At 68.1% G+C, this 20,065-nt stretch carries 19 protein-coding genes; 6 read left to right on the top strand and 13 right to left on the bottom strand.

The features are described from left to right. Window positions 1–2: 2 nt before the first annotated feature. From minD to ACGLHS_RS22330, 3 genes are all read right to left on the bottom strand, one after another. Window positions 3–818 (bottom strand): septum site-determining protein MinD, encoded by an 816-nt coding sequence (gene minD / locus ACGLHS_RS22320; protein ID WP_093243393.1) that lies wholly within the window; start codon window positions 816–818, stop codon window positions 3–5. A gap of 72 nt (window positions 819–890) precedes the next feature. Next, complete coding sequence (gene minC / locus ACGLHS_RS22325) at window positions 891–1,673, bottom strand: septum site-determining protein MinC (RefSeq protein ID WP_394483292.1); 783 nt, start codon at window positions 1,671–1,673, stop codon at window positions 891–893. 122 nt (window positions 1,674–1,795) lie between these two features. Continuing rightward, complete coding sequence (locus tag ACGLHS_RS22330; protein ID WP_093242093.1) at window positions 1,796–3,082, bottom strand: solute carrier family 23 protein; 1,287 nt, start codon at window positions 3,080–3,082, stop codon at window positions 1,796–1,798. 263 nt (window positions 3,083–3,345) lie between these two features. Between ACGLHS_RS22330 and ACGLHS_RS22335 the strand changes: the two genes are divergently transcribed. Both ACGLHS_RS22335 and ACGLHS_RS22340 read left to right on the top strand, forming a co-directional pair. Continuing rightward, window positions 3,346–3,846: a lysozyme gene (locus tag ACGLHS_RS22335; protein WP_394483295.1), complete on the top strand. Its 501-nt coding sequence runs from the start codon at window positions 3,346–3,348 to the stop codon at window positions 3,844–3,846. Next, the gene (locus tag ACGLHS_RS22340; RefSeq protein WP_394483297.1) at window positions 3,843–4,316 is read left to right on the top strand and encodes a lysozyme inhibitor LprI family protein; all 474 of its coding nucleotides are present in this window, start codon (window positions 3,843–3,845) and stop codon (window positions 4,314–4,316) included. Before ACGLHS_RS22335 ends, ACGLHS_RS22340 begins: the two co-directional genes overlap by 4 nt. Window positions 4,317–4,352: 36 nt before the next feature. Here the strand turns inward: ACGLHS_RS22340 and ACGLHS_RS22345 are convergent, their stop codons facing one another. Then, complete coding sequence (locus ACGLHS_RS22345) at window positions 4,353–4,775, bottom strand: hotdog fold thioesterase (RefSeq protein WP_093242088.1); 423 nt, start codon at window positions 4,773–4,775, stop codon at window positions 4,353–4,355. A gap of 85 nt (window positions 4,776–4,860) precedes the next feature. Here ACGLHS_RS22345 and ACGLHS_RS22350 point away from each other — a divergent pair, with 85 nt between their 5' ends. Beyond that, a complete protein-coding gene (locus ACGLHS_RS22350) occupies window positions 4,861–6,198 on the top strand; it encodes a hypothetical protein (protein ID WP_394483299.1) in 1,338 nt (445 codons plus the stop codon). Here the strand turns inward: ACGLHS_RS22350 and ACGLHS_RS22355 are convergent. The 3 genes from ACGLHS_RS22355 to ACGLHS_RS22365 form a co-directional block, all read right to left on the bottom strand. Continuing rightward, window positions 6,182–7,567 carry a tripartite tricarboxylate transporter permease gene (locus ACGLHS_RS22355; protein ID WP_371126695.1) on the bottom strand — a complete coding sequence of 462 codons (1,386 nt, stop codon included), beginning with the start codon at window positions 7,565–7,567 and terminating at the stop codon, window positions 6,182–6,184. The genes ACGLHS_RS22350 and ACGLHS_RS22355 overlap by 17 nt on opposite strands. After that, complete coding sequence (locus tag ACGLHS_RS22360) at window positions 7,567–8,019, bottom strand: hypothetical protein (protein ID WP_394483301.1); 453 nt, start codon at window positions 8,017–8,019, stop codon at window positions 7,567–7,569. Before ACGLHS_RS22360 ends, ACGLHS_RS22355 begins: the two co-directional genes overlap by 1 nt. A 106-nt stretch (window positions 8,020–8,125) precedes the next feature. Continuing rightward, complete coding sequence (locus tag ACGLHS_RS22365) at window positions 8,126–9,412, bottom strand: hydroxymethylglutaryl-CoA reductase, degradative (RefSeq protein WP_394483303.1); 1,287 nt, start codon at window positions 9,410–9,412, stop codon at window positions 8,126–8,128. Window positions 9,413–9,549: 137 nt separating this feature from the next. Between ACGLHS_RS22365 and ACGLHS_RS22370 the strand changes: the two genes are divergently transcribed. Then, a complete protein-coding gene (locus ACGLHS_RS22370; RefSeq protein ID WP_394483305.1) occupies window positions 9,550–10,938 on the top strand; it encodes a PLP-dependent aminotransferase family protein in 1,389 nt (462 codons plus the stop codon). A gap of 10 nt (window positions 10,939–10,948) precedes the next feature. On the opposite strand, the gene ACGLHS_RS22375 is transcribed toward ACGLHS_RS22370, so the two are convergent. Together ACGLHS_RS22375 and ACGLHS_RS22380 are read right to left on the bottom strand one after the other, a co-directional pair. Beyond that, window positions 10,949–12,505 (bottom strand): class I adenylate-forming enzyme family protein, encoded by a 1,557-nt coding sequence (locus ACGLHS_RS22375; protein ID WP_394483307.1) that lies wholly within the window; start codon window positions 12,503–12,505, stop codon window positions 10,949–10,951. Window positions 12,506–12,549: 44 nt separating this feature from the next. After that, window positions 12,550–13,332 carry a crotonase/enoyl-CoA hydratase family protein gene (locus ACGLHS_RS22380; RefSeq protein WP_394483309.1) on the bottom strand — a complete coding sequence of 261 codons (783 nt, stop codon included), beginning with the start codon at window positions 13,330–13,332 and terminating at the stop codon, window positions 12,550–12,552. Between the two features lie 78 nt (window positions 13,333–13,410). On the opposite strand from ACGLHS_RS22380, the gene ACGLHS_RS22385 reads away from it, so the two are divergent. Next, on the top strand, window positions 13,411–14,223 hold the full coding sequence (locus ACGLHS_RS22385) for a PaaX family transcriptional regulator (protein WP_394483311.1): 813 nt from the start codon (window positions 13,411–13,413) through the stop codon (window positions 14,221–14,223). Window positions 14,224–14,241: 18 nt separating this feature from the next. Here the strand turns inward: ACGLHS_RS22385 and ACGLHS_RS22390 are convergent, their stop codons facing one another. From ACGLHS_RS22390 to ACGLHS_RS22405, 4 genes are all read right to left on the bottom strand, one after another. Then, the gene (locus ACGLHS_RS22390; protein ID WP_394483313.1) at window positions 14,242–16,050 is read right to left on the bottom strand and encodes a feruloyl-CoA synthase; all 1,809 of its coding nucleotides are present in this window, start codon (window positions 16,048–16,050) and stop codon (window positions 14,242–14,244) included. A 328-nt stretch (window positions 16,051–16,378) separates the two neighbouring features. After that, window positions 16,379–17,344 carry a 3-hydroxyacyl-CoA dehydrogenase NAD-binding domain-containing protein gene (locus tag ACGLHS_RS22395; RefSeq protein WP_394483315.1) on the bottom strand — a complete coding sequence of 322 codons (966 nt, stop codon included), beginning with the start codon at window positions 17,342–17,344 and terminating at the stop codon, window positions 16,379–16,381. Beyond that, window positions 17,341–18,549 carry an ABC transporter substrate-binding protein gene (locus ACGLHS_RS22400; protein WP_394483317.1) on the bottom strand — a complete coding sequence of 403 codons (1,209 nt, stop codon included), beginning with the start codon at window positions 18,547–18,549 and terminating at the stop codon, window positions 17,341–17,343. Before ACGLHS_RS22400 ends, ACGLHS_RS22395 begins: the two co-directional genes overlap by 4 nt. A 35-nt stretch (window positions 18,550–18,584) precedes the next feature. Then, complete coding sequence (locus tag ACGLHS_RS22405) at window positions 18,585–19,505, bottom strand: 3-keto-5-aminohexanoate cleavage protein (protein ID WP_394483319.1); 921 nt, start codon at window positions 19,503–19,505, stop codon at window positions 18,585–18,587. Window positions 19,506–19,659: 154 nt separating this feature from the next. Between ACGLHS_RS22405 and ACGLHS_RS22410 the strand changes: the two genes are divergently transcribed. Further along, window positions 19,660–20,043: a DUF1090 domain-containing protein gene (locus tag ACGLHS_RS22410; protein WP_394483321.1), complete on the top strand. Its 384-nt coding sequence runs from the start codon at window positions 19,660–19,662 to the stop codon at window positions 20,041–20,043. The last annotated feature ends 22 nt before the right edge of the window (window positions 20,044–20,065 follow it).

Genomic DNA, 20,065 nt, shown 5'->3' on the forward strand with positions numbered 1-20,065 from the left:
GCCTACTTACTCCCGAAAATCCGCTTGAAGAAGCCCGGCTTCTCGGCGTCGACGAAGCGCATCGGTTTCTCTTCGCCGAGAAAGCGCGCCACCACGTCGCTGTAGGCCTGCGCCACGTCGGTGTCCTTGTCGTGGATCGCCGGCACGCCCTGGTTGGAGGCATGCAGCACGCTTTCCGACTCGGGGATCACGCCGATCAGCTTGATGCGCAGGATGTCCTGGATGTCTTCCAGCGAGAGCATCTGCCCGCCCGCCACCCGGTTCGGGTTGTAGCGGGTGATGAGCAGGTGCTCCTTGATGGGGTCGCCGCCGTCCTTGGCACGCTTGGTCTTGCTGCTGAGCATGCCCAGGATGCGGTCGGAGTCGCGCACCGAAGAGACTTCGGGGTTGGTCACGATCAGCGCCTCGTCGGCGAAGTACATCGCCATCATGGCGCCGGTCTCGATGCCGGCGGGCGAGTCGCAGACGATGTATTCGAAGTCCATCGCGGCCAGGTCGGCCAGGATCTTCTCGACGCCTTCCTGCGTCAGGGCTTCCTTGTCGCGCGTCTGCGAGGCGGCCAGCACGAAGAGGTTCTCGCACTGCTTGTCCTTGATGAGCGCCTGGCTCAGGTTGGCTTCGCCCTGGATGACGTTGATCAGGTCGTACACCACGCGGCGTTCGCATCCCATGATCAGGTCCAGGTTGCGCAGGCCCACGTCGAAGTCGATCACGGCCGTCTTCTTGCCCGCGAGGGCCAGGCCCGATGCAAAGCTGGCGCTCGTGGTCGTCTTGCCGACGCCGCCCTTGCCCGAAGTCACCACCACAATTTTGGCCATGGCCATTCCTTCTTGTTTCGATTCAGTTGTTGGTTGTCAGGGTCGTCGCGTTCCGTGAGCCGGTGATCCGGGTCATGGAATCGCGTCGATCGCGATTTTCTTGCCGTCCAAGCGCACCTGGGCCGACTTGCCCAGCACCGTGTCGGGCAGCGGCACCTCATTCGTCCGGTAGATCCCGGCGATGGCCACCAGCTGCGCTTCCATGCAGGTCGAGAAGATCCGCGCCTCGGTGTTGCCGCGCGCGCCGGCAATCGCCTTGCCGCGCAGCGGTGCATACACATGCACGTTGCCGTCGGCAATGACCTCGGCGCCGAAGCTCACCACCGCCGTCACCACCACGTCGCCGCCACGGGCGTAGACCTGCTGGCCCGAGCGCAGCGGCTTGTCGATCAGCAGCGTGCCGTTGGCCGGCACCGGCACTTCGCGCACGATCTGCGGCGCTTCCGACGCGGCCGGGGCCTCGGCGGGCGGGGCAGGGGGGCGGGGCGCGGGCGCCGAGGGCATGGCCGCCAGCGACAGGCCGGCGGCACGGGCCGCGGCGTTCTGGGCGGCATTGCCGCCGCGCACGGCGATCGGCTGGGTCTGGTGGCGCGCCAGCAGGCTGCGCAGGGCGGCGAAGTCGATCTCGGCGGTGGCGTCGGCATTGCCGCCGTCCTCGTCCTGCCCTTGCAGCAGCGAGAGGTCGATCACCACCGGCTCCTGCTCGAAGAAGTCGGGAGAGTCGGCCAGCTGGGCGTCGAGTGCCTCGGCCAGCACGTCCAGGTCGGACGTCTTGAGGATCACTGCAATCAGCGGCAGCGTGGCGCTCTTGAATTCGAAAACCGCCTTGGTGCGCGCGGCGGAGACATCGGCCATTGGGAAAACGTCGGTGCGAAAAGCGTTGGAGTCTAACGGGCGCGGGCTTCCGGCCGGTGACCGGCCCCTCTTTCAAGTACCCGGCACAACACTTCTTGCACGACGTTTCACTTTCCCAAGGGTCAGGCGTTGCGCGATTTGCCCAGCAGCGCGTAGAGGAGGATCGCCCCGAAAGTGGCGGTTCCGATGCCACCCAGCGCGAAGTCGCCGAACTTCAGCGTGAAGTCGCCCGTGCCGATGATCAGCGTGATCGCCGCCACGATCAGGTTCTTGTTCTGCGAGAAGTCGACCTTGTTGTCGACCCAGATCTTGGCGCCGGCAATGGCGATCAGGCCGAACACCACGATGCTCACGCCGCCCATCACCGGCAGCGGAATCGCCTGGATCAGCGCGCCGAACTTGGGGCTGAAGCCCAGCACCAGCGCGATCAGCGCCGCCACCACGAACACCGCGGTGGAGTAGATGCGCGTGGCCGCCATCACGCCGATGTTCTCGGCGTAGGTCGTCACGCCCGTGCCGCCGGCCGCGCCGCTCACCACCGTGGCGATGCCGTCGCCGATGAAGGCGCGGCCCATGTAGGGGTCGAGGTTGCGGCCGGTCATGGCCGTCACCGCCTTCAGGTGGCCGAGGTTTTCCGCCACCAGGATGATCGCTACCGGTGCGATCAGCAGCATCGCGTTGGCCGTGAACACCGGCGTGGTGAAGGTCGGCATGCCGACCCAGGCCGCGTTGGCGATGCCGCTCAGGTCCACCGGCTTGCCCCAGCCCAGGCCGTTGGTCAGCACCGCGTAGACCACCGTGGCCAGGATCAGCCCGGCCAGGATCAGCAGGCGCTGCAGCATGCCGCGCGCGAACACCGCCACCAGGCCCACGCACAGGAAGGTCACGGCCTGCATCCACGACTCGAAATTGCTGGCCGCCATGTTCTTGATCGGCACGCTCGCCAGGTTGAGCCCGATCACCGCCACCACCGCGCCCGTGACCACCGGCGGCATGAAGCGCTCGATCCACCCCGTGCCGATGGCCTGCACCAGGGCGCCGATCAGGATGTAGACCACCCCGCAGGCGATGATCCCGCCGAGCGCCACCGCGATATTGGCGTTGGGCCCCTTGCCCGCGTAGCCGCTGGCCGCGATCACCACGCCGATGAAGGCGAAGCTCGAACCCAGGTAGCTGGGCACCTTGCCGCCGGTCACGAAGTAGAAGATCAGCGTGCCGATGCCGCTCATCAGGATCGCGATGTTGGGGCTGAAGCCCATCAGGATCGGCGCCAGCACCGTGGCGCCGAACATCGCGATGACGTGCTGCACGCCCATCGCGCCGGTCTGCAGCCAGGGCAGCCGCTCGTCCGGCGCGATGACCGCGCCGTTGGCCAGCGCGGACGCCGGTCTTTCAGTCCAGTTGAACATGTCTTCTTTGCTCCTCTTGAGGGGGTGTCGGTTGGTGGTGGTCGTCGAATCGCCTGCGCTTGTCCCAGCGCGCCCTGGCTCTCCCGGGGCGTGATTGTGGTCGAAGCGTCTCGTGCTGAACATCCGGGAGCACAGCAGGGGCGGCGTGCGCGCGAGAAGAATGTGAACCGGCAATTTGCGGCCCGACCGTGACGGATTGGGTATGACGTCCCGGCGTATGTCTCTAGCCTCGCGGCGTCACAACATCAACAACGGGAGGAAAGATGGCCAACGAAACCATGAGGATGAGTGCCGCGGGCATGTCCGAGCTTCGCCGCCGGGAGCGCGCCGTTCTGCGGTACTACGACGACGTGGCAAACAACTGCACCTTCGGCGCCGGCACGCTGGCTCACCTGGGCGGATGCACCGCCGAAGAACTGGGACGCACCGTCACGGTCGCTCAAGTGGATGCTGCACTGGCCTCCAGGGTCGCCTCGGCCGAAGAGACGGTGCGCCGCCGCGTGACCCGTCAGACGCTCACACAGGAACAGTTCGACGCACTGGTGAGTTTCACTTTCTACGCGGGCCCGACCGGCGCGCGCAGAACCCTCGACGCCGCGGATCGCGGCAGCCATGCGGATGTGGCGGCGAACATGACCAATCACGTTTTCATTCATCCCAGAGATGCCAGTGGCCGCAGGGGACGGGCGGTCAGGTCCTCCGGGCTCGTGAACCGGCGCCGTGAAGAGGTGACGCCGTTCCAACCCGTCGCGCCGTCCCGATGAACACAGGACGTCTTGCTGCGTGCTTGTGGCTCATCGCCATGAGCTTTTGCGCGTCGGCGCTTGCGCAGCCTTCCGAAAAGTCCGTCGAAGCGCCTTCCGCCCAAGAAGTCCTGTCCGCACTCTCCCGGCGCAGCCAGCTGCCCGAGGAAGAACTGAGCCGCCTGACCGCAGATTGCGCTGCCGACCAGCAGAGCATGTACTTCTGCGCTTACCGCGATGTGGTGGCGGCCGAGCTGACGCTCGATCGCGTGGTCGCGGACAAGGTGCATGGGCGCCCCGCGTGCAAAGGGGCGATCGAAGCCAGGGTCGAGCGGTGGAAGGCTGCCCGCGACCGGGCATGTACAAAGCGCGCCGCCAGGGCGTGGGGCGGCGGCTCCATGGAGCCCACTGCGCGGAGTGCCTGCCTCGCGGAGGACACGGGGCGCCTGGTCAGGCAGGCGCAGCGCCTGGACAGCTGCCCGCGGAAATAGCGCGGAAATCGGGCGAGCGAAAGCGCGGCCGCCGCCTCAGCGCGGCTGCAGCACCGCCATCGTGATGCGCGACACGCAGGTCAGCTCGCCCGCCTCGTTCGTCAGGTCGATCTGCCAGACCTGCGTGGTGCGGCCCCGGTGCACCGGGCGCGCCGTGCCGATGACCCAGCCGCTGGTGACCGAGCGGATGTGGTTGGCGTTGATGTCCAGGCCCACGGCGCGGTCGCCTTCGGGGGCCGAGTAATGGGCGCCGCAGGAGCCCAGCGTTTCGGCCAGCACCACCGACACGCCGCCGTGCAGGATGCCGTAGGGCTGGCGGGTGCGTTCGTCGACCGGCACGCGGGCGCGGATGAAGTCGTCGCCCACCTCCAGGAACTCCATGCCCAGCGTGGCGACGGCGGTGCCGACATGGTTGCGGGTCAGTTCTTCGACGGTGATTTCTTTTTTCCAGATACGCATTCGGTTCTCTCCGGTACAGGGTGTCGGGAAACTATAGCGATGGCGGCTGACAACGGCAGTCGCCTTTGCGTGCTACCTTGGGCCGATGAAGCACCCGGCCCGACCTTGGCTCATCGGCATCGCCGCCGTGCTGGTGCTGGGCGTCGGGGTGCTGGTGCTCGTGGTGCGCGCCAAGTTGCCCACCGGCGCCGAGGTGGCCGCGCAGGTTGCCGCCAGCTTCGAAAAGCGCTTCGGCGTCGCGCTCAAGGTCGGCGGTGCTCACTGGTCGTTGCTGCCGGCGCCCGTGCTGGTGCTGACCGACATCGCCACCGAGCAGCCGCGCCCCATCACCCTGCGCCGCATCGCGCTGCAGCTCAAGTTGGCGCCGCTGCTGCACCGCGTCATTGCCGTCGACGACGTCGAGATCGACAGCCTCGTGCTGCCGCGCACCTCCGTGCAGGCCTTTCGCGGCAAGGGCCCCAAGCCGGCGGAGGGCGACGGCAACCTCGTCGCGCTGCCCACGCCCTGGACGCTGGCGCCCGTCCCCGTGGAACTGCTGCGCTGGCGCGACGTGGTCTGGATCGACCGGCGCGACATCTCACTGGCCTACGACGGCGAGATCGCCTTCGACCCCGAATGGCGTCCGCGCCAGGCCCGCATCGAGCGGGCCGGCGTGTCGCCGCCGGTGCGCCTGCGGCTGGACCGCGAGGCCGGGCAGGACCGCTGGCGCACCCGCATCGACGCGGGCGGCGGCACCTGGAACGGCGTCGCGCGCTTCGAGACACTGGCCGACGGCAAGCTGCGCGCGTCGGCCGAACTCGATCCGCACCAGATCGACATCGAAAGCCTGGTGCAGGCCTTCGGCCGCAGCACCCCGGTGGCGGGCAAGGTCTCGGGCCATTCCACGCTGGAGGCGCAGACCGACAAGGCGCAGGACCTGGGCGCGCTGATGCGCAGCCTGCACACCCGCACCACCTTTTCGGTCCAGCCCGCCACGCTCACCAAGCTGGACATCGCCAAGGCCGTGAGCACCGCCGGCATCAGCCGCGGCGGCCGCACGGCACTGGACGAACTTACCGGCACGCTCGACACCCAGTCCACCGACGACGGCGTGGTGATGCAGTACAGCAACCTCCAGGCGCGCTCGGGCGTGCTCAGCGCGAGCGGCAAGCTGCGCCTGTTCAACCGCAAGATCGATGGCGAAGTGGCGGTCGATCTGGTCGACGGCGTGGTCGGCGTGCCGCTCAAGATCGGCGGCACGGTGAGCGACCCCGAGCTGTCGTTGACCGGCGCCGCGCTCACGGGCGCGGCCATCGGCAGCGCGGTGCTGCCGGGCGTGGGCACCGCCATCGGCGCGCGCGTGGGGCAGCAGGTCGAAAAGCTGTTCGGCGGCGGCAAGCCGGCACCCGCCAAACCGCAGCCCAGACCTAGCCGAAAGCCTTGAGCACCGCCGGCACCGTCAGCACCGCCGTGTAGTAGCCCATGAACTGCACGCCGGTGTTGAAGCCGATGGCACGCGAGAGCAGCCCGCCGAGCAGGCCCATCGTCAAGATCACCAGCAGGCCGAGCAACTGGCCTTCCCACACGCTGATCACCACGATCAGCCCGACGAAGGTCGCGATGATCGCCTCGTGGCTCACCTTGCGCGACACGAACAGCGCCGCGCGGCGCGCGAAGTTCATCGTGAACGGATACGCCACCAATGCCGCGAGCACCACCGCCAGCATGCCGTAGCCCAGAAACTCCCAGTGGTTCAGCAGGTTGTGCAGGTTGTGCGTCTGGCCCGTGGCCGAGTCGATGGTGAACACCGGCGGCGCATTGAAGAGCGGCGCCGCCGGGCCGGCCGCCACCGGGCTCAGCGGCAGGCCGATGGCGATCAGCGGGATCAGCGCCTCGGCGATGTAGGTCGCCTCGGTCACGCCGTTGCGCGCGGCCAGCGTGGTCGTGAGGCGGTGGTACGCATGCTTGATGCGCGAGCCCACCAGTTCGCCCAGCACCACCGTCATCGCGACCGGGCTGAACACGAAGGTGGCGCTGGAGATCGCGGCGGTGGCAAAGGTCCACTTCACCTGGCCCCGGTCGAGCACCTTGAACGGATTGGGAAAGTAGCCCGACCAGCCCTTCACGTCCGGCGCGAGCGAAAAGGTGCGGACCTTGTCGCGCTTCATGCGCGCACGCGCGGCCGGCGAGATCACCGAGAACAGGTCGGCCACCAGCGGCCCGATCGCAATGCCCAAAAAGTAGCTGATGCTCAGCTTCACGCCGTACTTGCCGGTGAGCGCCTGCAGCGCCACGATCACCATCACGAACGGCACCAGCGTGGCCACCGAGGCCCAGCGCCCGCTCGAAAAATAGGCAATGGCCACGGCCGCCACCACGAAGATCCACGGCGCCGCCTTGGTGATGGCCGCGCCGTAGGGCGCCAGCAGCACCGCGAACAGCACGGCCAGCGGCACGGCGATGAAGGCCGCGATGATCGCGCCCGACACCATCTTGCGCAGCGCGATGTGCGGCACGCCCAGGTTGCGCAGCACGTTCGCGTCCTGCAGCAGCGGCGTGGCCATGGTGTCGCCCGGAATGCCGAGCAGGGCGGTGGGCACCGCGTGCGTCATGTGCTTGGCCACGGCGGCCGCCAGGAAGAAGGTGAACACGCCTTCGGGCGGCACGCCGAGCAGCACCACCAGCAGCGTGAGCGGTGCGAGCGTGGTGGTTTCGTCGGTGCCCGAGACAAGGCCGATGGCCGCGAACACGACGGCGCCCACGAGGCCCATGCCCGTGGCGACGAGGATCTGGTTGAGGAGCGCGGCTTCGATCACGGTGCGGCTCCTTCGGTATTGCGAGCACGGGGCTTGTACGACGCGAACAGGCCGTAGATCTCCAGCTCCTTCATCTCGCGCACCACCGACGGCGGCAGGTCGTCCACCGAGCCCAGGTCGCCGTGCTCGCCGGCCAGTTCGGCCAGTACCTCTTCGCGCCAGCGCGGATCGGCCTCGGCGCCTTCGACCACCTCGCGCTTCGGCGTGAAGAGCTTCGCGCAGAGCAGGCCTGACACCACGCAGCCGCCCAGGCCGGCGAGCATGGCGTAGGCGCGCGCCAGCTCGGGCGTGCTCACGGTGCTCATGAGCACGCGGCTCGCCGCGAGATAGCCCGCCAGGCTCACCACGACGCCGATGACGATCGACCACGCGAGATGGCCCAGGTCGGCCGTGTCGCCCCATATCTCCACCAGCCGCCAGCGGGTGGGCGTTGCACTGTCTGCGCTCATTTTTCGATGTCTCCGTCTGTGGTTATCCGACGGCCGCGTGTGCGGCCGCCGCGGTATCGGCCGCGGTCCGTTGCGCGGGGCTCTCCCGCTTGGTTTTCTGGTGTGCCTACTTCTTGCGCAGCGCGTCGAGCAGCGCCACGGCGCGGTCGGTGCGCACGTCGTGCTCGGCCGCCATCTGCTTGGCGATGCTGTCGATCTCGTCGCCCGTGGCGCCCGCGACCAGTGCGATGTTGCGGGCATGCAGCGCCATGTGGCCGCGCTGGATGCCTTCGGTGGCGAGGGCGCGCAACGCGCCCAGGTTCTGCGCGAGGCCCACGGCCACGGCGACTTCGCCGAGTTCCTGCGCCGACTTCACGTCGAGGATCTTCAGCGCGAGCCTTGCGAGCGGGTGCGTCTTGGTGGCGCCGCCGACCAGGCCCACCGGCATCGGCATCTCGATGGTGCCGACCAGCGCGCCGCTCGTGTCCTTCTCCCACGTGGTCAGCGAGGTGTAGCGCCCGCTGCGGCAGGCGTAAGCGTGTGCGCCGGCTTCGACCGCGCGCCAGTCGTTGCCGGTCGCGACGATCACCGGATCGACGCCGTTCATGATGCCCTTGTTGTGCGTGGCTGCGCGGTACGGGTCGATGGCCGCGAAGGTGTAGGCATCGATCACGCCCTCGACCACTTCTTCGCCGCTGCGCTCGCGCGTGGCCAACACGGAAGGCGCGAGCCGCACGCGTGCACGCGCCAGCCGCAGGTCCGCCAGATTCGAGAGGATGCGAAGGCGCACCGTGCCGCCCGTGAGCTTCTCGACCAGCGGCGACACCGCCTCGGCCATCGTGTTGACGGTGTTCGCGCCCATCGCGTCGCGCACGTCGACGACGAGGTGCATCACCACCATCGCGCCGCGCGGCGTGTCGCCGAACACATGCACCTCGATGTCGCGGCAACCGCCGCCCAGGCCGATCAGCACCTTGTCGCGGCTGTTCGCCACGGCCAGGATTTCGTCGCGCGCACGCAGCAATGCGAGCCGCGCGCCGTACGGGTCGGTGATGCCGATTACCTGCACCTGCGCGCGCATCAGCGGTCCGGTGCTCGACGCCTCGAAGCCGCCGCCTTCGCGCGCCAGCTTGGCCATGAACGATGCGGCCGCCACCACCGAGGGTTCTTCCACCGCCATCGGCACGAGGTAGTCGCGCCCATTGACGGTGAAGTTGCCGGCCACGCCCAGCGGCAGCTCGAAGGTGCCGATCACGTTCTCGACCATGCCGTTGGCTCGGTCCACGCTCAATGCGCCGGGTTGTGCGAGCAGCGCCACCTCGTCGTCGGTGAGCGACGCGGCCTGTGCAATGTGGGCGAAGCGCTGCACGGGCGTGAGCGCGCGAAAGTTGGGAATGCGGGAGTCGGCGACCATCGTTGCTTGTCTCTTCGGAAGATGAATTCGGGAGCAGGCAATTTAGGTCGGCTGTACCGCCGGCGGAAGGCACAGTTTGGCGGGACAGTGCGGACAGTGGTGCGCGAAGGCAGGGCGCTGTGTCACAGTCGGCGCCCATGACTTCCATTGCCGATTCGCTCGCCGACACCCTTGCGCGCCAGATCGCCAGCGGTGCCTACAAGGCCGGCGACAAGCTGCCTTCGTTGCGTGAACTCGCGCAGCTGCACCGTTATGCCAAGAACACCGTCGTGGCCGCCTTCGAGCTGCTGGTGTCGCGCGGGCTGGTCGAGCCGCGCCGTGGCTCGGGCTACTTCGTGCTGCCGCAGAAACAGGCGACCAGGCCGATGGAAGAAGACGCGGGCAGCCTTGGCCGCGCCATGGACATCGTGTGGCTCATGCGCGAGCAACTGAAAACGCAGCCCGACGCCATCGCCGTGGGCGATGGTTTTCCACCGGTCGAATGGCTGGCCGACGTGCGCCTGGACAAGTACCACCCGAAGGTGGTGCGCACCGGGCTCGGCGCCTTGTTCCGTTATGGCAGCCGCTTCGGCTACGGGCCGCTGCGCGATCACCTCGTGCGCAAGCTCGCCGACTTCGGCATCGGCGCCGAGCCGAGGCAGATCGTGCTGACGCATGGCGCCAACGAGGCGATGGACATCGTCATCCGCTACTTCGTGCCGCCGGGCGGCAAGGTGCTGGTGGACGACCCTGGCTACTACCCGCTGTTCGGCAAGCTCAAGCTCGCGGGTGCGCAGATGCTCGCCGTGCCGCGGCTGGCCGACGGCCCCGACCTCGACGTGCTCGAGCAGCTGCTGATCGCCGAGCGGCCGCGCCTCTTCTTCACGCAGTCGCTGGCGCACAACCCCACGGGCTCCGACATCTCGCCGGCCAAGGCGTTTCGCGTGCTGCAGCTGGCGCAGAAGTACGACCTGCTGATCGTCGAGAACGACCCGCTGGCGGACTTCAAGCCCACGGCCTTGCCCCGGCTCTCGGCGCTGGACCAGCTCGAACGCACCATCTACATCGGCAGCTTCTCGAAGTCGTTCTCGGCCGCGCTGCGCGTCGGCTTCATCGCCTGCGGTGCCGATCTGGCGAGCGACCTTGCGGACCTGAAGGCGCTGATCCACGTGAGCAGCTCGGAGTACAGCGAGCGCACGGTCGACGTGATCCTTCGCGAAGGTCATTACCAGCGGCACCTGAACCGTTTGCAGAACCGGCTCGGCGAAGCGACGCGCAATGCGCTCAAGCTGTTCGACGCGGTGGATGCCGAAGTCTTCGCGCGCAGCCCGCAGTCGCTCTACGTCTGGGCCGCGCTGCCGGGCGTGGACGATTCGCTGGCCTTCGCCAAGGCGCTGCTGCCGCGCAAGATCGTCATGGCGCCGGGTCGCATCTTCAGTGTCGATTCGACGCAGGTGTCGCGCTGGTCGCGCTTCAACGTGGGCGCCATGGCCGACCCGCGTTTCGCGAAGGCACTGCGCACCGCGTTGCGGCGGCGCGGCGGCTGATCGACCCCAATCAACCCCGGAAGCGCTCGCGCAACTGCTTGCGGTTGAGCTTGCCCACGGCCGTCTTCGGAATTTCGTCGGCGAACAGCACGCGCTGCGGCTTCTTGTACGAGGCGAGCTGGTCGGCCACATGCGCGATCAGCTCGGCTTCGCTCGCCTGTTGCCCCGCGCGCAGCACCACCACGGCGGTGACGATCTCGACCCACTTCTCGTGCGGCAGGCCGATCACCGCGCATTCGCGCACGGCCGTGTGCGTCATCAAGGCGTTCTCGACCTCGCGCGGATAGACGTTGTAGCCGCCGCTGATGATCATGTCCGAGGTGCGGTCCTTCAGGTGCAGGAAGCCGCGTTCGTCGAACACGCCCACGTCGCGCGTGCGCACCCAGCCGCCTTCGACGAAGGTCTCGGCATTGAGCGCGGCCGCGTTGTAGTAGCCCGCCACGGCGGAGGGCGCGCGCACCGCGATCTCGCCGGGCGTGCCCGGTGGCACGTCGTTGCCTGCTTCGTCGATCAGCCGCATCTCGATGTCGAGCGCCGGCTGGCCGCAGGCGTCGAGCAGGTCGTCGGTGTGGTCCTCGGGCCGCAGCACCGCCAGGCACAGCGGCGCCTCGGTCTGGCCGTAGTACTGCCAGAAGCGGTGCCGGCCCCACGCCGCCATGGCGCGCTGGATCACCGTGCGCGGCATCGGCGAGGCGCCGTAGATCACGTAGCGCAGGGCCTCGACGTCGGTGGTGGCGATGTCGGCGTGCTCGAACAGCATCTGCAGCATCGTCGGCACCAGGTTGATGGCGGTGATGCGCTCGGCCTGCAGCGTGCGCAGGAACAGGCCCGGCTCGAAGCCCGGCAGGATGACCGTGCGCCCGCCGCGCAGCCAGAAGGGCAGCACGAACACGCCGCTGGCGTGGATCAGCGAAGCCGCATGCAGCATCGCGTCGTCGGGCGTGGCCGGCAACAGGTTCAGCAGCACGTTGCGGCAGATCGCGGCGTAAGAAGCCTGCGTGTGCTGCGCCGCCTTCAGCGTGCCGGTGGTGCCCGAGGTGAAGAGCGTGAGCACCACGTCGTCGTGCGAAGGCGTGAAGGCGGGCGCTTCAGCAGGACACGACGCAGCCTGCGCGAGCAGGTCGGCGGCGCCGGGCAGGGCCGCGCCCATGCCCATGCACACCAGCGTGGGCACGGCCTCGCGCAGGGCGGCCGCGCGTTCGGCGAGGTCGGCGCCGAACACCAGGTGCGTGCTGCCGGTTTCCGCGAGCATGCGCGCGTGTTCCGCCAGCGACAGCCGCGAATTGAGCGGCACGCGGTTGATGCCGGCCTTCACGCAGGCGAAGTCCAGCGGCACGCTGTGCAGGCCGTTGTTCAGCAGCAGCGCCACGCGCGTGTGCGGCGCCGCACCGGCCGCGTGCAGCGCATGCGCGAGCTGGCTGCTGAGGCGATCGACCTCGGTGAAAGTCAGCGTCTTGTCGCCGAACACGATGGCCGTGCGCGGACCGTGCTGCAGCGCGCCGCGCCGGATCAGGTCGAGGTAGGTCGGGCCACGGGCGGGTGGGGTGGCGGACGGCGTGGAATGCAAGAGGAGTCTCCTGTCGTTTCTATGGAGGGGGAGGGCGGTGCGGCTCAGCGCCTGAACTCGCCATGGCGCCCGGCGCCGCCGGCGAAGCGCGCGGCACCGGCCTGGCCTTCGGCAAAGACGATCGGCACGCCCTGCGCGCCTTCGCGGCGCAGGGCCTCGGCCAGCGGCAGGTCCCACTGGCCGTAGGCGGAGTCGCGGTCGGTCAGCATGCATTGCTGCGGGAAGCCGGCGATCTGGCGCGCCAGTTCCTGCGCGGCCGCGAGCGCGCCACCCGGTGGCGTGACGCGGTTGACCAAGCCCATCGCCAGCGCCTCGGCGGCGCCGACCGGGCGGCCCGTGAGGATCATGTCGAGCGCACGGCCCATGCCCACGATGCGCGGCAGGCGCACCGTGCCGCCGTCGATCAGCGGCACGCCCCAGCGGCGGCAGAACACGCCGAGCACGGCGTCGTCGTCGGCCACGCGCAGGTCGGCGAGCAGCGCCAGCTCGAGCCCGCCCGCCACCGCATAGCCGTTCAGCGCCGCGATCAGCGGCTTCGACAGCGCCATGCGGGTCGGCCCCATCGGCCCGCTGCCACCGCCATCGGGGTCGAGTTCGTTGCGGCGCGCGGGGTCGCCCACGGCGGTGAGGTCGGCGCCCGCGCAGAAGTTGCCGCCCGCGCCGGTCAGCACCGCCACGCGCAGCGCATCATCGGCCTCGAAGCGCTCGAAGGCTTCGCGCAGCCCGACGGCCACGGTGCCGTCGACCGCATTGCGCTTGTCGGGGCGGTTCAGCGTGATGGTGCAGACCGTGCCGTCCGCGTCGTAGTTCACATAGGGGGAGACCATGAGGGTTTCCTTTCGGGGCAAAATTACATGCTCAATTGTTCGTGGCCATCGTAGGAAATATTTCAAAATTACGCAAACATGGACAAGATATGTAATGTTCCGGTCGATGTTCCGAGCGCGTCCGACCTGATTCTCGACCTGCTGGTGGCCCACGGCGACACGCTGACTTCGCAGGCCCTGTGCCGGGCCGGGGCGCTCATGGGCATCGGCGAGACGACGCTGCGCGTGGGACTGACGCGCCTGGCAAGCGACGGCAAGATCGGGCGCGGCGAGCGCGGCAGCTACAGCCTCAACCGCGCGGGGCCGGCCTTGTCGCGCGCGGTCGACGACTGGCAGCACAAGCAGGCGCAGGCCATCGCATGGCAGGGCGACTGGCTCGCGGTGCATGACGCCAGCGTGCCGCGCACCGAAAAGACGGCCTGGCGCCACCACAGCCTGGCGCTCACCTTGCGCGGCTTTGCCCCGCTGCGCGAGCGCCTGCACATCCGGCCCGACAACCTCGCGGGCGGGCTCGCGGCCGAACGCGTGCATCTGCAGGCACTGGGCCTGTCGACGCAGGCGCTGGTGTTCCGGCTGGCCGATCTCGACGACGCGGCGCAGGCCGCCTCGCGCAAGCTGTGGGACGTGCGCACGCTGGCGGCCAACTACCGGCGCCTACAGACGGGGCTCGAACGCAGCGAGAAGCGCCTGCGCACCCAGCCGCTCGAAGTCGCGGTGCGCGAATCTTTGTTGCTGGGGCGCGCCGTCATCGCGCACCTGATCCGCGATCCGCTGCTGCCGGCCGAACTCATGTCCCCCGAGCCGCGTGCCGCGCTGCTGGTGGCGACGCGGCGCTACCAGGCCAAGGCGCTGCAGTTGTGGCGCCAGTGGCTGGCACAGCCCACTGCCTGAAGCGCGCGGCAGCCGGCTTCAGCGCAGCCGCACCACCTGCGCATCGCCGGGCACGCGCGCATGCAGCCGCGCTACCTCGGCCGCACGCCGGGTCAGCACCGCGCGCTGGTTGATGTAGCCCTTGTCGGTGATCTCGCCCGCGTCCAGGCTCGGCGGTTCGGCCAGCACCAGCGCGCAAGCCGGGTATTGCGACGAACCCGCGCCTTCGTCGCGCAGCGCGCGCAGCACCTCGACGATGCGCGTGCCCATTGCCTCAGAAGACAGCGCGGCGCCTTGCGGGCTGGCGAACACCAGCATGCCGATCTCGTCGCGGTCGTGGCCGGTCAGCACCACGTCTTGCACGTGCGGCGCGAGCAGCGACACCAGCTTCACGCGCAGCGTGCCCACCGACACCCAGGTGCCGGTCGAGAGCTTGAAGTCTTCGGCCACGCGGCCGTTGAAGATCACGCCGTGCGTCGGTTCCGCAGGGTTCGCGAGAAAGCCGGCATCGCCGATGCGGTAGTAGCCTTCCTCGTCGAAAGCCTCGGCGGTTTCACGTGGTGCATCGCGGTAGCCGGGGAACACCGAGACGCCTTTCACCCGCATCTCCAGCTTCTCGCCGTTGGGCACGAACTTGAGTTCGAGCCCCGGCAGCGGCGCACCGATGCAGCCGGCACCGTCGAGCTTCCAGTGCGCGGAGGTGATGGCGGGCGAGGTCTCGGTCGCGCCCCACGAGGTGGTGAGCCACAGCGGCCGCGTGGGCCGCACACGCTGCGCCACGGCTTCGAGCCGTTGCCACGTGGAAGGCGCGAGCGCCGCCGCCGCATAGAAGGCCAGCCGCAGCCGCGAGAACACCTCGGTGGCCAGCGCGTCGTCGGCTTCGAGAAAAGGCAGCAGCATGTCGAAGCCGCGCGGCACGTTGAACAGCAGCGTGGGCTTCACCTCGCGCAGGTTGCGCACCGTCTTCTCGATGAGGCCCGGCGCGGGCCGTCCTTCGTCGATGTAGAGCGCACCGCCGTGGCACAGCACCATGTGCAGGTTGTGGTTGGCGCCGAAGGTATGGCTCCATGGCAGCCAGTCGACCAGCACCGGCTTTTCGTGCGACAGGAAGCGCCAGGTTTGCGCCATCATCTGCTGGTTGGCGCACAGCATGCGGTGCGTGTTGATGACCACCTTGGGCTTGCCGGTGGAGCCGGAGGTCAGCAGGTACTTGGCGTGGGTGTCGGGCAGGACGGCGGCGAAGGCTTCCATCACCGCCGGCGTTTCGTGCGTGGCGAGAAGTTGCTCGAAGGCCATTGCACCGGGGTGCGATTCCGCATTGCGGCTGAACACCGTGACCGCCTCGACACCACAGCCTGCGAGTGCACCGCCGTAGACCTTCGCATCCGATGCATAGATCAGCGAAGGCCCAAGTGCCTTCAGCATGCCGTGCAGCCGCGACGGGTCCTTGGCCATGCGCGAGTACGCGCTCGACAGCGAGCAGGCGGTGCGGCCGATGTGCATGGTTGCCAGCATCAGCACCGCGTGGTCGATGGCGTTGTCCGAGAGGATCACGACCGGCTTGCCCGTTGGCAGGTTCAGGTCGAGCAGGCCTTGCGCGACCGCGCCGACGGCCTGGCGCAGGGCGCGGTAGTCGAGCTTGCGCCAGCCTTCGCCGCTGTCGTCGCGTTCCGCGAAGGCCAGCGCATCGGGGGTTTCGCGTGCCCAGCGCTCCAGCCATTCGCCGATGCAACGCGCATAAGGCTTGAGCGCCATCGGCGAGCGCAGCGCGAAGGAGCCGTCGTCGAAATCGATGCGCACCGTGCGGGGTGGGGCGATCAGGTTTTCATCGAGGAGGAAGTCGGTCATTTCAATGTTCCATGGGGGCGTTGCTGTTCCTGCGACGCTTTTGTTCGGGGTGCGTGCGAATGACACCGGGTACTCCCCTCCGCGAATGTCCCCCGCTTCGCTCCTCCTTTATTTCGCTGCGGGGAGCACCCGATGCCATTCGCACATGAGCGCGGTTGTTGTGCTGGCCGATCAACCGCCGCGTCTATCGATCACGTCGATGGTGTGTTCTGCGCAGCGAAATAAAGGAGGAGGCCGCAGGCCGGGGGACATTCGCGGAGCAGAGCACGCCGTCGGCGTGAGCACACCCCGAACGCACTGCGCAACGAATCGAAGAAGCAGGTTGCATCTAGTCGAGCTTGCCCGTATCGGCCTTGGCGCGAATCAGGTCTAACAGCAGGGTGTCGCGTGCGGCTTCGAGGTCGGCCGTCTTGCGTTGACCCAATTCCTCAGCCACGCCTTGTGCCACCTTCTGCTTGAGTTCATCCGTCATCGACGGAGCCCCAAGGTCCTTCCACCAATCCTCGATCGGCCCACCCAGATGCGCAAGCACATGCGCGATGCCACCCGCGCCACCCGAGAGATGCAGGTTCATGAACGGCCCCATCACCGCCCAGCGCAAACCCGGACCGTGCGCGATGGCCGTGTCGATGTCGGCCACGCTTGCCACGCCCTCGTTGACGAGATGGAAGGCCTCGCGCCACAGCGCAGCCTGCAGGCGGTTCGCGATGTGGCCCTTGACCTCGCGCTTCACGTGGATCGGCCGCTTGCCGATGGCCGCATAGAACGCCATCGTGCGTTCGATGGCTTCGGTGGAAGTCTTCTCTCCGCCGATCACTTCCACCAGCGGAATCAGGTGCGGCGGGTTGAACGGATGCCCCAGCACCACGCGCTGCGGATGCGCGCAGCCCGACTGCACGCCGCTGATCGCCAGCCCCGACGAACTCGATGCGAGGATGGTGTCGGGCGGCGCGGCCGCATCCATGCGGCGGAACAGGTCGATCTTGAAATCCATGCGCTCGGGGCCGTTCTCTTGCACGAAGTCGGCGACCGACACGGCGTCTTCCAGGCTGTCGTGAAAGCGCAGGCGATCGACCGACGCACCTTCGGCCAGGCCGAAACGCTCCAGCGTCGACCAGTGCTGCGCCACCGCTTCGCGCAGCCGATCTTCCGCGCCCGGCGACGGGTCGGTCGCATTCACGTCGAGCCCGTGCGCCAGGAAGTACGCGGCCCAGCTCGCGCCGATCACGCCGGTGCCGACGACGGCGACGCGCTTCACGTCGGTGGAGGTGATGGGAGTAGATGCAGGGTTCATGACGACTTCCATCGCGTGCAGCGGCTCTCGGCCCGGGTGGTCCATGCGGCCTCGCCGGGAATCGGCTCGACGACCTTGTAGTAGTCCCACGGCTCCTTCGATTCGGCCGGCGTCTTCACCTGCATCAGGTGCATGTCGTGCACCATCAGCCCGTCGTCGCGCAGCCAGCCGCCCTTGACGAACATGTCGTTGAACTTCGTCTTGCGCAGCTGCGCCATCACCTTGTCGGCATCGTCGCTGCCCGCGGCCTTGACCGCCAGCAGGTACTGCAACGCGGCCGAGTAGTCGCCGGCGTGGAAGGACGAGGGCATGCGCTTGTGCTTGTCGAAGAAGCGGCGCGCCCAGGTGCGCGATTCGGGGCTCTGGTTCCAGTACCAGCTGTCGGTGAGGTACATGCCCTGCGAGGCCTTCAGGCCCAGCGCGTGCACGTCGTTGATCGTGATGATCATGCCCGCGAGCTTCATGTTCTTGCTGATGCCGAACTCGGCCGCCGACTTGATGGCGTTCACCGTGTCGCCGCCTGCATTCGCGAGCGCCAGCACCTGCGCCTTCGAGTTCTGCGCCTGCAGCATGAACGACGAGAAATCGCTCGCGCCCAGCGGATGCTTGACCGAGCCCGCCACCGTGCCGCCGTTGGCCTGGATGACCTTGACCGCATCGCTTTGCAGCGCGGCGCCGAAGGCGTAGTCGGCCGCCACGAAGTACCAGCTCTTGCCGCCGGCCTTGACCACCGCGCTCGCGGTGCCGCGCGCCATGGCCACGGTGTCGTAGGCGTAGTGCACGGTGTAGGGCGAGCAGTATTCGTTGGTCAGGCTCGACGCGCCCGATCCCACCACGAAGTACGGCTTTTTCTTGTCCGCCGCCACGCCCGCCATGGCAATGGCCGCGCCCGAGTTGACGCCGCCGATCAGCATGTCGACCTTTTGCACGTCAAACCATTCGCGCGCCTTGGCGGCCGCGATGTCGGGCTTGTTCTGGTGGTCGGCCGTGACCAGCTCGATCTTCTTGCCGTCGATGGCGCCACCCATGTCGGCGATGGCCATGCGGATGGCCTCGGCGCCGGCCGGGCCGTCGTAGTCGCGGTACAGGCCCGACATGTCGCTGATGAAGCCGATGCGGATCACGTCGTCCGACACCTGGGCCGAGGCGCTCGCTGCGAAGGCCGCGCCTAGCGCCATGGCCAGTGCGGTGCGGAAAATGTTCATGTGCTCTTGTCTCCGTTCGTTGTTCTCGTCGGCCGTCAGCCCAGCGCGAATTCGGGGCGTGGCAAGCCCGCGCGCGGCAGGCCCATCATCTGCCGCGCCTCGGCGGGCGTGGCCACTTCCATGTCCAGCTCGCGGATCACGCGCACGATGCGCTCGGTGAGCTGCACGTTGGTGGCCAGCTCGCCGTGGCGAAAGTACAGGTTGTCTTCCAGCCCCACGCGCGCATGGCCGCCCAGCAGCAGCGCCGCCACGTTGGCTTCGAGCTGCGACATGCCGATGCCGCTCACGCCGAAGATGCTGCCCTTGGGCAGCGTGTCGACCATCATCTGCAGGTTGCGCGGCGAGTACGGCATCGCGTTCTGGAAGTTGCGGTGCACGTTCATCACGAGGTTGATGAAGTAGGGCTCGTCGTCATGCCCTTCTTCGATCAGCGTGGTCGTGTCCTGCAGGATGTGCGTGGGACTGAACACCTCCCACTCGGGCTTGATGCCGCGCGCCTTCATGCCGGCGGCCAGCTCGCGCCCGCGCGTGAGAGGCGTGTCCATCAGGATCTGCTTGCCTTCGAAGCTCAGGTTGAGCGTGGTCGCGTCCAGCGTGCACATCTCGGCGCCGGCGTCCATGCCCTTGATGCGCTCTTCCCACGCGATCTCCCAGCGATCGCCCGCCAGTGGCTTGACCATGTCGCCGTGCACGCCACCGCCGGTGGAGTTGTTGATGACGATGTCGCAGCCGCCCGCGCGGATGCGGCTGTTGATGTCGCGGTACACGTCGGCGTTGCAGGTGGCGCCGTCGTCGGGGCGACGTGCATGGATCGCCGCCACGCTGGCGCCGGCGTTCCAGCAGCGCAGCACGTCGGCGGCGATTTCGGCGGGCTGCGTGGGCAGGTGGGGGTTCTGCGATTTGTGCGCCATGCCGCCGGTGGGGGCGATGGTCACGATCACTTTGCGCTTCGACATGCTCGGGGACTCCTGGTGTCTTTCGTGGGGGCGTGCCATTATTTTTTTGAAGGGCCTTCGCACTCAGTCATCGCGACGACATTTGGGGGCAGGGTTTACGCTGCGCCAGCCGCTAAAGTCGGCGGTGCGCCGTCGCGCATCCGAAGGAAAACCGATGAAACCATTGCCCCTTTTGCTGGCCGTCGCAGCCGCGCTGACCTCGACCTGGACGCTCGCGCAACCGGCGAGCGCCGCCACCACCTGCGAAGCCAAGCGCGAGGCCATCGGCCGCGACATCGAGGCGGCCAAGGCGCAGGGCCAGGAATACCGCGTGCGCGGCCTCGAAACCGCGCTGGCCGAGGTGCGCCGCAACTGCAGCGACGCAAAGCTGGCGGCGGAACACCAACGGCGCATCCGCAACCAGGAGCGCAAGGTGGCGGAACGCGAGCGCGACCTGCGTGAAGCCCAGCGCAAGGGGCGCGCCGACAAGATCGCCGACCGCGAAGAAAAGCTGCGCGCAGCGCAGTCGGCGCTGCAGCAGCTCAAGGGCGTGCAGTAGTCGACGAGCAAATAGATAAACA

Origin of the sequence: Variovorax sp. VaC1, from assembly GCF_043658315.1 — a bacterium.
In the GTDB taxonomy this organism is placed as follows: domain Bacteria; phylum Pseudomonadota; class Gammaproteobacteria; order Burkholderiales; family Burkholderiaceae_C; genus Variovorax.

What these genes read in the sequence shown, in the direction of transcription:
- minD (WP_093243393.1), bottom strand. Translation starts at nt 818, where the DNA reads ATGGCCAAAATTGTGGTGGTGACTTCGGGCAAGGGCGGCGTCGGCAAG.
- minC (WP_394483292.1), bottom strand. Translation starts at nt 1,673, where the DNA reads ATGGCCGATGTCTCCGCCGCGCGCACCAAGGCGGTTTTCGAATTCAAG.
- ACGLHS_RS22330 (WP_093242093.1), bottom strand. Translation starts at nt 3,082, where the DNA reads ATGTTCAACTGGACTGAAAGACCGGCGTCCGCGCTGGCCAACGGCGCG.
- ACGLHS_RS22335 (WP_394483295.1), top strand. Translation starts at nt 3,346, where the DNA reads ATGGCCAACGAAACCATGAGGATGAGTGCCGCGGGCATGTCCGAGCTT.
- ACGLHS_RS22340 (WP_394483297.1), top strand. Translation starts at nt 3,843, where the DNA reads ATGAACACAGGACGTCTTGCTGCGTGCTTGTGGCTCATCGCCATGAGC.
- ACGLHS_RS22345 (WP_093242088.1), bottom strand. Translation starts at nt 4,775, where the DNA reads ATGCGTATCTGGAAAAAAGAAATCACCGTCGAAGAACTGACCCGCAAC.
- ACGLHS_RS22350 (WP_394483299.1), top strand. Translation starts at nt 4,861, where the DNA reads ATGAAGCACCCGGCCCGACCTTGGCTCATCGGCATCGCCGCCGTGCTG.
- ACGLHS_RS22360 (WP_394483301.1), bottom strand. Translation starts at nt 8,019, where the DNA reads ATGAGCGCAGACAGTGCAACGCCCACCCGCTGGCGGCTGGTGGAGATA.
- ACGLHS_RS22365 (WP_394483303.1), bottom strand. Translation starts at nt 9,412, where the DNA reads ATGGTCGCCGACTCCCGCATTCCCAACTTTCGCGCGCTCACGCCCGTG.
- ACGLHS_RS22370 (WP_394483305.1), top strand. Translation starts at nt 9,550, where the DNA reads ATGACTTCCATTGCCGATTCGCTCGCCGACACCCTTGCGCGCCAGATC.
- ACGLHS_RS22380 (WP_394483309.1), bottom strand. Translation starts at nt 13,332, where the DNA reads ATGGTCTCCCCCTATGTGAACTACGACGCGGACGGCACGGTCTGCACC.
- ACGLHS_RS22385 (WP_394483311.1), top strand. Translation starts at nt 13,411, where the DNA reads ATGGACAAGATATGTAATGTTCCGGTCGATGTTCCGAGCGCGTCCGAC.
- ACGLHS_RS22390 (WP_394483313.1), bottom strand. Translation starts at nt 16,050, where the DNA reads ATGACCGACTTCCTCCTCGATGAAAACCTGATCGCCCCACCCCGCACG.
- ACGLHS_RS22395 (WP_394483315.1), bottom strand. Translation starts at nt 17,344, where the DNA reads ATGAACCCTGCATCTACTCCCATCACCTCCACCGACGTGAAGCGCGTC.
- ACGLHS_RS22400 (WP_394483317.1), bottom strand. Translation starts at nt 18,549, where the DNA reads ATGAACATTTTCCGCACCGCACTGGCCATGGCGCTAGGCGCGGCCTTC.
- ACGLHS_RS22405 (WP_394483319.1), bottom strand. Translation starts at nt 19,505, where the DNA reads ATGTCGAAGCGCAAAGTGATCGTGACCATCGCCCCCACCGGCGGCATG.
- ACGLHS_RS22410 (WP_394483321.1), top strand. Translation starts at nt 19,660, where the DNA reads ATGAAACCATTGCCCCTTTTGCTGGCCGTCGCAGCCGCGCTGACCTCG.